Annotated in this window: 9 protein-coding genes; 7 read left to right on the top strand and 2 right to left on the bottom strand. The window is 65.5% G+C overall.

Annotated features, from left to right (window positions below; translation table 11 throughout):
- Window positions 1-118 precede the first annotated feature (118 nt).
- The 5 genes from I5M_RS33155 to I5M_RS15625 all read left to right on the top strand — a co-directional run bounded on the left by I5M_RS33155 (window position 119) and on the right by I5M_RS15625 (window position 5,605).
- Entirely contained in the window at window positions 119-265 is a 147-nt protein-coding gene (locus I5M_RS33155; protein ID WP_022722254.1) for a hypothetical protein, read from the top strand.
- 4 nt (window positions 266-269) lie between these two features.
- Window positions 270-779 carry a GNAT family N-acetyltransferase gene (locus I5M_RS15640; protein ID WP_022722253.1) on the top strand — a complete coding sequence of 170 codons (510 nt, stop codon included), beginning with the start codon at window positions 270-272 and terminating at the stop codon, window positions 777-779.
- On the top strand, window positions 776-2,374 hold the full coding sequence (gene cimA, locus I5M_RS15635) for a citramalate synthase (protein ID WP_022722252.1): 1,599 nt from the start codon (window positions 776-778) through the stop codon (window positions 2,372-2,374). Before I5M_RS15640 ends, cimA begins: the two co-directional genes overlap by 4 nt.
- 246 nt (window positions 2,375-2,620) lie before the next feature.
- Window positions 2,621-4,180 carry an acetolactate synthase large subunit gene (locus tag I5M_RS15630; RefSeq protein WP_022722251.1) on the top strand — a complete coding sequence of 520 codons (1,560 nt, stop codon included), beginning with the start codon at window positions 2,621-2,623 and terminating at the stop codon, window positions 4,178-4,180.
- Window positions 4,181-4,192: 12 nt separating this feature from the next.
- The gene (locus I5M_RS15625) at window positions 4,193-5,605 is read left to right on the top strand and encodes an FAD-binding oxidoreductase (protein ID WP_022722250.1); all 1,413 of its coding nucleotides are present in this window, start codon (window positions 4,193-4,195) and stop codon (window positions 5,603-5,605) included.
- Here the strand turns inward: I5M_RS15625 and I5M_RS15620 are convergent.
- Both I5M_RS15620 and I5M_RS15615 read right to left on the bottom strand, forming a co-directional pair.
- On the bottom strand, window positions 5,599-7,659 hold the full coding sequence (locus tag I5M_RS15620; RefSeq protein ID WP_085981027.1) for a c-type cytochrome: 2,061 nt from the start codon (window positions 7,657-7,659) through the stop codon (window positions 5,599-5,601). The genes I5M_RS15625 and I5M_RS15620 overlap by 7 nt on opposite strands.
- Window positions 7,660-7,829: 170 nt before the next feature.
- Window positions 7,830-8,435, bottom strand: a complete 606-nt coding sequence (locus I5M_RS15615; RefSeq protein WP_022722248.1) for a TIGR00730 family Rossman fold protein — start codon at window positions 8,433-8,435, stop codon at window positions 7,830-7,832.
- A gap of 185 nt (window positions 8,436-8,620) precedes the next feature.
- On the opposite strand from I5M_RS15615, the gene I5M_RS15610 reads away from it, so the two are divergent.
- On the top strand, window positions 8,621-10,576 hold the full coding sequence (locus I5M_RS15610) for an ABC transporter ATP-binding protein/permease (RefSeq protein WP_031336561.1): 1,956 nt from the start codon (window positions 8,621-8,623) through the stop codon (window positions 10,574-10,576).
- 52 nt (window positions 10,577-10,628) lie between these two features.
- Window positions 10,629-11,327, top strand: coding sequence for a phosphatidylserine decarboxylase (locus I5M_RS15605; protein ID WP_022722246.1), 699 nt, complete (start codon window positions 10,629-10,631; stop codon window positions 11,325-11,327).
- Window positions 11,328-11,421: the final 94 nt, after the last annotated feature.

Here is an 11,421-nt window from a genome sequence, read left to right as displayed (position 1 = left end):
TTTCGCGAAGCTCGGCTTACTCCGCAAAGTCATCCTTCGAGGCTCGACCGCCGCGCTGGCGCGCCGCGGTCGCGCACCTCAGGATGACGGCCGCGGTTGCGGTTAAGGGAGATCGATCATGACTGATCCGCACACCACCGGGCCGCAACCCTCTCACCGTCCCGACACGCCATTTCCGCGGCACTGGCTTTACTACATCGCGATCAAGATCGCGATCTTGATCGGCGCTGTTGCGCTGGTGTTGAAGCTGTACGGGTTCTGGTGACGTCATGAACAGCAACGCCAAACCTGCGCTGCGGCCGTATCTGCCGGAGGACGCCGAGATCGCCGCGGCGATCTTCGTGGCGTCGATCGAGCAGCTTGCCGCCGACGATTACAGCGAGGATCAGCAGGATGCCTGGGCCTCCGCGGCGGAGGATCTGGAGAAGTTTTCCGCGCGGCTCGGCGGGCAGCTCACGTTGCTCGCGACGCTGGACGGCGCGCCGGTCGGTTTTGCCTCGCTCAAGGGCGCCGATCACATCGACATGCTGTATGTGCATCCCGACTACACCGGCCAGAGCGTCGGCACCACGCTGATCGATGCGCTGGAAAAGCTTGCCGGCGCGCGCGGCGCCACCAAGCTGACGGTCGATGCCAGCGACAACGCCGCGGAGTTCTTCACCCGCCGCGGCTACATCGCGACCCAACGCAACACCGTCACCATCAACGGCGAATGGCTCGCCAACACCTCGATGACCAAGACGCTCGCCGGCGATGCGAGCGGCGGAGCAGAGCAATGACCCGCGAACGGCTGTATCTCTACGACACCACGCTGCGCGACGGCGCCCAGACCAACGGCGTCGATTTTACGCTGCACGACAAGCGGCTGATCGCCGGCCTGCTCGACGATCTCGGCATCGACTATGTCGAGGGTGGTTACCCGGGCGCCAACCCGCTCGACACCGAGTTCTTCGGCGAAAAGCCCAAGCTCGATCGCGCCTCGTTCGCGGCGTTCGGGATGACGCGGCGGCCCGGCCGCTCGGCGTCGAACGATCCAGGCATCGCGCTGTTGCTCGACGCCAAGGCCGATGCGATCTGCTTCGTCGCCAAATCTTCGGAGTATCAGGTCCGCGTCGCACTCGAGACCACCAACGACGAGAACATCGCCTCGATCCGTGACAGCGTTTCGATCGCCAAGGACAAGGGCCGCGAGGTGCTGGTCGACTGCGAGCACTTCTTCGATGGCTACAAGGCGAATCCGGAGTTCGCGCTGCAATGCGCCAAGGCGGCGTACGAGTCCGGCGCGCGCTGGGTGGTGCTGTGTGACACCAATGGCGGCACCATGCCGGACGAGGTCGAGACCATCGTCGGCGAAGTGGTCAAGCACATCCCGGGCGCGCATGTCGGCATCCACGCCCATAACGACACCGAGCAGGCGGTGGCCAATTCCTTCGCCGCCGTGCGCGCCGGCGCGCGCCAGATCCAGGGTACGCTCAACGGCCTCGGCGAACGCTGCGGCAATGCCAATCTGTGCTCGATGATCCCGACGCTGAAGCTGAAGAAGGAGTACGCCGACAAGTTCGAGATCGGCGTTTCCGAAGACAAGCTGGCGACGCTGGTGCAGGTGTCGCGCGCGCTCGACAACATCCTCGATCGCGCGCCCGATCCGCACGCGCCCTATGTCGGCAGCAGTGCCTTCGTCACCAAGACCGGCATCCATGCCTCGGCGGTGCTGAAGGATCCGCAGACCTATGAGCACGTCTCGCCCGAGACCGTCGGCAATCACCGCAAGGTGCTGGTGTCCGATCAGGCCGGCAAATCCAACGTGCTGGCCGAACTGGGGCGCACCAACATCGTGTTCGATCGCGACGATCCGCGGCTGTCGCGACTGGTCGAAAAACTGAAGGAGCGGGAGGCGGCGGGCTATGCTTACGAGTCGGCCAACGCCTCGTTCGATCTGCTGGCGCGCTCCACGCTCGGGACCGTGCCGGAGTTCTTCCGCGTCGACAAATTCGACGTCAATGTCGAGCAGCGCTACAACTCGCACGGCCAGCGCGTCACCGTGGCGACCGCAATCGTCAAAGTCGAGGTCGCCGGCGAGACGCTGATCTCGGCGGCCGAAGGCAACGGCCCGGTCAACGCGCTCGACGTCGCGCTGCGCAAGGACCTCGGCAAGTATCAGAAGTACATCGAAGGCCTGAAGCTGGTCGATTACCGCGTCCGTATCCTCAATGGCGGCACCGAGGCGGTGACGCGGGTGCTGATCGAGAGCGAAGACGAGAACGGCCAGCGCTGGACCACGATCGGCGTGTCGCCGAACATCATCGACGCCTCGTTCCAGGCGCTGATGGATTCGGTCGTCTACAAGCTGATCCAGTCCGGCGCGACGGTTTGACCGGCTGATCTCGCCTTTTTCGTCATGGCCGGGCTTGTCCCGGCCATCCACGCCTTTGGCGTTGCCTCCGCTGCAATTCGTGGATGCCCGGGACGAGCCCGGGCATGACGACGTTGAGGCCTGCGCAATCTTCTCCGACTGCAGCCGCGTACCGTTTCCAAGGCTCGGTTGTCATCGCCGTGCCGTGCTGACAACATATCCCCCAAACAGGTCACAGCCGGCGAACCCGCGCCGGCCGCAGGGGGAATGCTCGTGGACGGAATCAATGGCGCGCAGTCGGTCATCAAGACGCTGGTGAATTGCGGCGTCGAGGTGTGTTTCGGCAATCCCGGCACCTCGGAGATGCACTTCGTCGCGGCGCTGGATTCGGTGCCGGAGATGCGTTCGGTGCTCGGTCTGTTCGAGGGCGTGGTTACCGGCGCAGCGGACGGCTACGGCCGCATCGCCGGCAAGCCGGCGGCTACTCTGCTGCATCTCGGCCCCGGCCTCGCCAATGGTCTCGCCAATCTGCACAACGCGCGCCGCGCATCGACGCCGATCGTCAACATCGTCGGCGATCACGCCATCAGCCATCTGCAATACGACGCGCCTCTCACCTCCGATATCGTCGGCTTCGCCCGCCCGGTGTCGCATTGGGTATATGAGTCGAAGAGCCCCGGCGAAGTGGCCAGCGACACCGCGCGCGCCGTGCAGGCGGCACGTGCCGCGCCCGGCCAGATCGCGACGCTGATCATGCCGGCGGACGTCGCCTGGAATCCGGCCGTGCGGCCGGCGCAAAGGCTGCCGGATATCGCCGCGGCACGCGTACCGGCTGATACTGTCGAGGCCATCGCCAAGCTGCTGTCGAACGGCAAGAAGTCCGCGCTGCTGATGCGCGGCGGAGCGTTGCTCGGCGACGCGCTGGAGGCGGCCGGCCGCGTCGCCGCCAAGACCGGCGCGCGGCTGATGTGCGATACCTTCGCGCCGCAGACCGAACTCGGCGGCGGCCGTGTGGCGCTCGAGCGCGTGCCGTATTTCTCGGAGCAGATCACGGCGTTCCTGAAGGATGTCGAGCAGTTGATCCTGGTCGGCGCCAAGCCGCCGGTGTCGTTTTTCGCCTATCCGGGCAAGCCGAGCTGGGGCGCGCCGGACGGTTGTTATTTCGACTATCTGGCGCAGCCGCACGAAGACGGCGCCCAGGCGATGATCGATCTGGCGGCTGCGCTCGGCACACCGAGCCAGCCGGTCGCGCGCGTTCCGCTGGCGCTGCCCGATCTGCCCAAGGGCAAGCTCAATTCGCTCGGCGTCGCCCAGGCGATCGCACATCTGACGCCCGACCACGCGGTCTATTCCGACGACGCGGTCTCCTCCGGCCTGGCGCTGCAACTGATCCTGCCCAAGGCACGTCCGCATACGCATCTGCCGCTGACCGGCGGCGCGATCGGGCAGGGGCTGCCGCTGGCGATCGGCGCTGCCATCGCTGCGCCGGATCGCAAGGTGGTGTGCCTGCACGGCGACGGCGCCGCCGCCTACACCATGCAGGCGCTGTGGACGATGGCGCGTGAAAATCTCGACGTCACCACGGTAATCTTTGCCAACCGCTCCTACGCGATCCTTAACATCGAGCTGCAGCGCGTCGGCGCGTCGGGTGCGGGCCGCAACGCTGCTTCGATGTTGGACCTGCACAGCCCCGAGATGAACTGGACCAAGATCGCCGAGGGCCTCGGCGTCGAAGCCAGCCGCGCCACCACCGCCGAGGAGTTCTCGGCGCAATACGCCGCAGCGATGAACCAGCGTGGTCCGCGGCTGATCGAAGCCATGATCTGATGGACTGATAACATGAGCGCGGAGATCGTCAGCGCACTACGTGAGATGGTCGGCGAGGGCGGCGTGCTCGATGCCGACGAGCTGCGCAAACGCTCGGCCGGCGCCTACCGGTTCGATACGCTGAAGGCCGCCGCGCTGGTGCGGCCGACGACGACGCAGCAGGTCTCCGAGATCCTGCGCTGGTGCCACGCCCGCGGCATCAGCGTTGTCACCCAGGGGGGCCTCACCGGGCTCGTCCACGGCGCCGACGCCGAGCCGAGCGAAGTGATCCTGTCGCTGGAGCGGATGCGGGTCATCGAAGAGATCGATACCAAGCAGCGCGTCGCATTGGTGCAGGCCGGCGTGCCGCTGCAGGCGCTCCAGGAAGAGGTCGACAAGCACGATCTGGCGTTCCCGCTCGATCTCGGCTCGCGCGGCAGCGCGACGCTCGGCGGCAATGCCGCTACCAATGCGGGCGGCAACCGCGTCATCCGCTACGGCATGACGCGCGACATGATCCTCGGCCTCGAAGTCGTGCTGGCTGACGGCACCGTGTTGTCGTCGCTGAACCGGCTGATCAAGAACAATTCGGGCTACGACCTCAAGCAACTGTTCGTCGGCTCCGAGGGCACGCTCGGAATCATCACGCGCCTGGTGCTGCGGCTGCGCGAGAAGCCGCTCGCCACCAACATGGCATTCGTGGCGCTGGATAGTTTCGACGCGGTGGCAAACTTCCTCAAGCATATCGACCGCTCGCTCGGCGGCACGCTGTCGGCGTTCGAGGTGATGTGGCAGTCCTACTACAAGCTGGTGACGTCGCCGCCCGCCAAGGGGCGTCCGCCGGTGCCGCAGACCTATCCGTACTACGTGCTGATCGAAAGCCAGGGCGGCGACGAGGCGCTCGACAGTCAACGCTTTAATGTCGCCATGGAAACAGCGCTCGACTCCGGCCTGATTGCCGACGCGGCGATCGCGCAGTCCGAGCAGGACTGCCGTGACTTCTGGGCGCTGCGCGACGACGTCGGCCAGGTAATGCAGGGCGGGTTGCCGATCGTATTCGACGTGTCGCTGCCGATCGCCGCGATGGAGGGCTATGCGGCCACGCTGGCCGGGACGCTCGACAGTGAGATCGGCGAGCATCGGCTTTGGATATTCGGCCATTTGGGCGACGGCAATCTCCACGTCATCGTCCAGGTCAAACCGATGGATTATCTGAAAGTCCGGCCGAAGGTCGAGGCGCTGGTGTATCGCCCGCTCGCCGCCTGCCACGGCTCGATTTCGGCCGAGCACGGCGTCGGCCTCGAGAAGAAGCCGTATCTCTACGTCAGCCGCAGCGCCGCCGAGGTCGCGGTGATGCGCACGCTGAAAGCCGCGCTCGATCCCAAGGGCATCCTCAACCCGGGCAAGATCTTCGATCCTGCACCGGGCTGCGGCCGCGATCAGTAGCGCGCGTCCTTCGGCTTAGGGTCCTTCGGCCAGTCTTTGACCTTGGCGGCGAAGTCGGGCCGCTCCATGTGCGAGAAATAGTCGGCGACATCGAGCGCGTCCTGATCGGACAGGCCGCCCTGGCCGATCGGGAATTTGTCGTGAGAGCCGATCGGCATGTTGCGCTTGACGAAAGCCGCGGCCGTGTAGGTCCGCGCCATGCCGGCGCCGATGTTGAAGGAGCGGCTGCCCCACAGCGGCGGATAGACGATGCGGCCGGCGGCGTTCTTCAGGCCCTCGCCGTCGCTGCCGTGGCAGACGCTGCATTGCGCCGCGTAGATTTCCTTGCCGTGGACGGGATCGGGCACGAGCTTGGGATCGATCTTGCCGACGCCGCGGCCGGCGACCTTGTCCTCCGGTTTGGTGGCGCCTTTCATCCAGTCGAAATACGCCACCATGGCCTTCATGTCGGCGCCGTCGACCGGCAACGGCTTGCCGTTCATCGAGCGCAGGAAGCAGCCGTTGATGCGGTCTTCGAGCGTGATCACCCGGCCGGAGCGGGGCGCGTAGCTCGGGAAGAAGGCCGAGACACCCACATAGGGACTGCCGTCGGCGACGGTGCCGGCGTTGAGATGGCACGACGAGCAGTTGAGGTCGTCGCCGACGTGATCGGGCAGCAGCGTCCGGGTCTCGTAGTTCAGCCGCATGCCGCGTACGAGCTGCTCAGAATTGGATTGAGACAGCAGATCGGCCAGCCGCGGCGTCTCGAATTTCGACGCATCGATCTTGGGATCGAGTTCGCGTCGCGCAACCGCGACGTCGGCCGCGGTGACGGCGGCAGCGCCGTGGCCCCAACTCTTGCGCATGAAGTTGACGATCTCGGCGACTTCGCTGTCGCCGAGCCGCGCAAAGCTCGGCATCGACCACACCCGCGGCTGTGCGGCGGTGGGGGCGGTCTTCCATCCCGTCAGGACGATATGCAGCAGCGTCGCCGCGTCCTTGGCGGCGACCGTCGGATTGCCGGCGAGCGGCGGAAACACGCCTTTCACGCCGTGCCCATCGGGGCGATGACAGTCGGCGCAGAACTGTGCATAGCCGAGTCCGCCCCGCGTCGAGAATGTATCAGCGGGGACGTCGTCGGCGACGACCGGCGCCTCCGGCTGCCGATCCGACGGAAGTGATTTCAGATAGGTGGCGATCGCCACGAGATCCTGATCGGTGAAGCCTTGCGTCGAATGCAGGATCACGTCGGTCATGCTGCCCGACGCTGTGGCGAAGCGATTGCGGCCGGTCCTCAGCATCTCGACCGTATCGTCGACCGTCCATAGCCCGCGCAGATCGAGCGCATTCCAGTTCTCGACCTTGGCGCCGGCGAGAAAATCCTGCCCGCTCGGGCCGGCCTCGCTCATCGCTTTCTCCTGGAAGGCGAGGCCGCGCGGCGTGTGGCAGGCGCCGCAATGGCCGAGTCCCTGCACCAAGTAAGCGCCGCGATTCCACACTGCGTCTTTCGCCGGATCGGGCTTGAACGACGCTGTGTCGAGGAACAGCATATTCCACAGCGCGATGCCGAAGCGCATGTTGAACGGGAAGTGCATCTGCGCCGGCGTATTCGCGTGTTCGGTCGGCGCCAGTCCCTTGGTCAGATAGGCCCACAGCGCCCGCATGTCGTCGCCCGAGATCTTGGCATAGGACGGATACGGCATCGCCGGATAGAGATTGCGGCCGTCGGCCGCGACGCCCTTACGCATCGCGCGATCGAACTCATCGAACGACCAAGCGCCGATGCCAGTCTTGCGGTCCGGTGTGATGTTGGTCGACCACACCGTGCCGAACGGGGTTTCCAGCTTGCGTCCGCCAGCCATCGCGGCGCCGCCTTCTGAGGTGTGACAGGCCACGCAGTCACCGAGTCGCGCGATGTACTCGCCGCGGCTGACCAGCGCCGGATCGCTCGCGATCGGGTCAGGCTGCTTGGCGCGCAGTGGCGTTGAATACAGCGAGGCGGTCACGGCGATCACCGCGGCCGCGACCGCCGTCATGGTGAAAGGGTGAGGCCGTCGTGTTGGGCGATCGAGCATGGTGCGCTTCCGAATAGATTTGCGGCGACGCTAGGCCTCGTCCTGCACCGCAACAATTCGGATGTTTCCGTAGGCTTGTGAATGCGAACGCACGCGTGCGTACAATCGTGCGGCTGCACGGTGCGCTCATCTCGTAATCTATCGAGTCGGGTAGCCGGTCTGCGCTGCGACTACAGCCGCGCGGCGATCTCCGGCGGCATCTGCTTGGCCGGCTCCGGCTGCGGAGCCGCGGCTTCCCGCAGTTTCGGCAGGATGTCGCCGACATTGTCGGCCTGCAAAATGTCCACCGCCAGCTTGGGCCGGATGAACGCTGTGTCGCGCATGTGCGCGAACAGCGCCATCAACGGTTCCCAGAAATTGGCAATGTTGGCGATCAGGATCGGCTTCTTGTGGCGGCCGAGCTGCTGCCAGGTGAGCTGCTCGACCAGCTCTTCCAGCGTGCCGATGCCGCCGGGCAGCGCCACGAAGGCGTCGGAGCGCTCGAACATCAGCCGCTTGCGCTCGTGCATGTCGTCGGTGACGATCAGCTCCTGCACGCGCTTCAGCGCCAGCTCCTTGTCGCGCAGAAAACCCGGGATAATGCCGGTGACCTGGCCGCCATTGTCGAGCACCGAAGTCGCCACCGCGCCCATCAGGCCGACCGAGCCGCCGCCATAGACCAGCGCCACGCCGTTGTCGGCGAGTTCCTTGCCGAACGCCGTGGCGGCTTCCATGAAACGGGGATCGGTGCCGGGGCCGGAACCGCAATAAACGCAGACGGTCTTGATATCGCTCATGGCCTGCGATGTGGCACCGGGTGATGACAGCGTCAAGACGCCGAACCGCCGACGCCGGTGCAACTGCCTGAGCGGATGCAATAATTTGCTTCGGCGGGTGCACCTCGGCGGCAAAACACTATATGACGGTCCGACATCATTCGCTGCGGCCGTTCCGGCTCGCAGATTCGGTCCAGGCATCATCCATGGCTCATCCGCATTCGCATCACGGCGGCGGCCCTGCAGTCGCGACCCCCGAGGACGCGGCGGCGCAGAAGGCCACCCTGATCGGCACACTGGTTCATCTGTGGCCCTTCATCTGGCCCGGTGACCGTGACGATCTGAAGATGCGGGTCATGTGGTCGGTGGTGCTGCTGATCCTCGCCAAGGCGGCGACGCTGGTGGTGCCGTTCACCTTCAAATGGGCGACCGATGCGCTGACCGGGCAGGGCAGTGCGCCGCTCGAGGCGTCGAACTGGGAGCTTTGGTTGCTGGCGTCGCCGCTGGCGCTGACGCTGAGCTACGGCCTCGTCCGCATCCTGATGGCGGTGCTGACGCAATGGCGCGACGGCATCTTCGCCAAGGTGGCGATGCACGCGGTGCGCAAGCTCGCCTACCAGACCTTCGTGCACATGCACGAATTGTCGCTGCGCTTCCATCTCGAGCGCAAGACCGGCGGGCTGACACGGGTGCTGGAGCGCGGCCGCACCGGAATCGAGACCATCGTCCGCATGGTGATCCTGCAACTGGCGCCGACCGTGATCGAGGTCGTGCTGGTCGCCGGCGTGCTGCTGTGGCAGTTCGACTGGCGCTACGTCGCGGTGGTGATGGTCACCGTCGTGATCTACATGTACTACACCTACAAGGCGACCGAGTGGCGCATCGGCATCCGCCGCCGGATGAACGAGTCCGACAGCGACGCCAACACCAAGGCGATCGACTCGCTGCTCAATTACGAGACGGTGAAGTATTTCAGCGCCGAGGAGCGCGAGGCGCAGCGCTACGACAAGTCGATGAAGCGCTACGAGGAGGCCAGCGTCCTCACCTACACCTCGCTCGCGGTGCTCAACACCGGGCAGGCGGTGATCTTCACCTTCGGCCTCACCGCCACGATGGTGATGTGCGCGGTCGGCATCAAAAACGGCACCAACACGGTCGGCGATTTCGTGCTGGTCAATTCAATGATGATCCAGCTCTACCAGCCGCTCAATTTGATCGGCATGGTATATCGCGAGATCAAGCAGGCGATCATCGACATCGAGAAAATGTTCGCCGTGCTGGCGCGCCAGCCCGAGGTCGAAGACCGCGCCAACGCGAAGCCGCTGATCGTCAGCAGCGGCACCGTGACTTTCGACGATGTTCGTTTCGCCTATGATCCGGCGCGGCCGATCCTCAAGGGGCTCAGCTTCGAAGTGCCGGCCGGCAAGACGGTTGCGATCGTCGGGCCGTCGGGTGCCGGCAAGTCGACGATCTCGCGGCTGCTGTTCCGGCTCTACGATATCTCGGGCGGTGCCATCCGCATCGACGGCCAGGACATCCGCGACGTCACGCAGGGCTCGCTACGCGCGGCGATCGGCATGGTGCCGCAGGACACGGTGCTGTTCAACGACACCATCCGCTACAACATCCGCTATGGCCGCTGGGACGCGTCCGATGCCGAGGTCGAGGAAGCGGCGCGGACCGCGCAGATCGACAGCTTCATCAAGGCGTCGCCGAAAGGCTACGAGACCGAGGTCGGCGAGCGCGGCCTCAAGCTCTCCGGCGGCGAGAAGCAGCGCGTGGCAATTGCGCGAACCATTCTCAAGGCACCGCCGATTCTGGTGCTCGACGAGGCGACCTCGGCGCTGGACAGCCACACCGAACACGAAATCCAGGGCGCGCTCGACAAAGTCTCGCGCAACCGCACCTCGCTGGTCATCGCGCATCGGCTTTCGACTATCGTCGGGGCTGACGAGATCATCGTGCTCGATCAGGGCCGTATCGCCGAACGCGGCACGCATGCGCAGCTTCTGGCCGCGGGTGGCCTGTATGCGAGTATGTGGAACAGGCAGCGCGAGGCCGAAGAGGCGCGCGAGCGGCTGGCGCAGATCGCAGACCCTGCGTCGCCGTTACCGAGGCCCGACCTCGACGACGATCTGGCAACTTCGGCCGCGGCGGAGTAAGCGTGTCGCGGCGCTGATCGTCGCGCCGCAAACTTTTGAGGGGGATGGTCCGATGTCCATCGTCAATTCGGTTCGCGCGCAGATTCCGCCGATCCATCGCGAAGGCTATCCGTTCATCGGCATCTTCGCGCTGGTCACGCTGATCCTGTTCTGGATCTGGGCGCCGCTCGGCTGGATCGGCACGGTGCTGACGATCTGGTGCATCCTGTTCTTCCGCGATCCGGTGCGGGTGACGCCGGTGCGCGACGGCCTCGTGGTGTCGCCGGCCGACGGCCGCGTTTCGATGGTGGTGGATGTGATTCCGCCGCCGGCGCTGGGGCTCGGCGATCAGCCGCTGCCGCGTGTCTCGATCTTCATGAGCGTGTTCAACGTCCACGTGAACCGCAGCCCGGTGCCGGGCCGGGTCGAGCGCATCATCTATTCGCCGGGCAAGTTCATCAATGCCGAGCTCGACAAGGCCAGTGAAGACAACGAGCGCAACTCTCTGGTGATCTCGACCACGCATGGCAACATCGGCGTAGTGCAGATCGCCGGGCTGATCGCGCGGCGCATCGTCTCCTTCGTGCGCGAAGGTCAGCCACTGGTCGCCGGCGAGCGATTCGGCCTGATCCGGTTCGGTTCGCGGCTCGACGTCTATCTGCCGGCGGGCACCAAGCCGCTGGTGTCCGAGGGCCAGACCTCACTGGCCGGCGAAACCATCCTGGCCGATCTGACCCAGCCGGACCTCGGACGGACCTACAGAGCCGATTAACCATTGGTCGGTGGAGCGACCTCGGACAGAACCTCGCCATGATGGCGGGGCAGGGTGCGCGCTGCTATATCAAGGCGATATCCAGCTAGGCGGT

Origin of the sequence: Rhodopseudomonas sp. B29 (assembly GCF_000333455.1) — a bacterium.
Taxonomy (GTDB): domain Bacteria; phylum Pseudomonadota; class Alphaproteobacteria; order Rhizobiales; family Xanthobacteraceae; genus Rhodopseudomonas.
This window is presented reverse-complemented; position numbering and strand designations above follow the sequence as displayed.

Bases quoted from the DNA above. Each gene is read 5' to 3' on its own strand.
- cimA (WP_022722252.1), top strand. From the start codon at position 776: ATGACCCGCGAACGGCTGTATCTCTACGACACCACGCTGCGCGACGGC.
- I5M_RS15620 (WP_085981027.1), bottom strand. From the start codon at position 7,659: ATGCTCGATCGCCCAACACGACGGCCTCACCCTTTCACCATGACGGCG.
- I5M_RS15610 (WP_031336561.1), top strand. From the start codon at position 8,621: ATGGCTCATCCGCATTCGCATCACGGCGGCGGCCCTGCAGTCGCGACC.
- I5M_RS15625 (WP_022722250.1), top strand. From the start codon at position 4,193: ATGAGCGCGGAGATCGTCAGCGCACTACGTGAGATGGTCGGCGAGGGC.
- I5M_RS15640 (WP_022722253.1), top strand. From the start codon at position 270: ATGAACAGCAACGCCAAACCTGCGCTGCGGCCGTATCTGCCGGAGGAC.
- I5M_RS33155 (WP_022722254.1), top strand. From the start codon at position 119: ATGACTGATCCGCACACCACCGGGCCGCAACCCTCTCACCGTCCCGAC.
- I5M_RS15630 (WP_022722251.1), top strand. From the start codon at position 2,621: ATGCTCGTGGACGGAATCAATGGCGCGCAGTCGGTCATCAAGACGCTG.
- I5M_RS15605 (WP_022722246.1), top strand. From the start codon at position 10,629: ATGTCCATCGTCAATTCGGTTCGCGCGCAGATTCCGCCGATCCATCGC.
- I5M_RS15615 (WP_022722248.1), bottom strand. From the start codon at position 8,435: ATGAGCGATATCAAGACCGTCTGCGTTTATTGCGGTTCCGGCCCCGGC.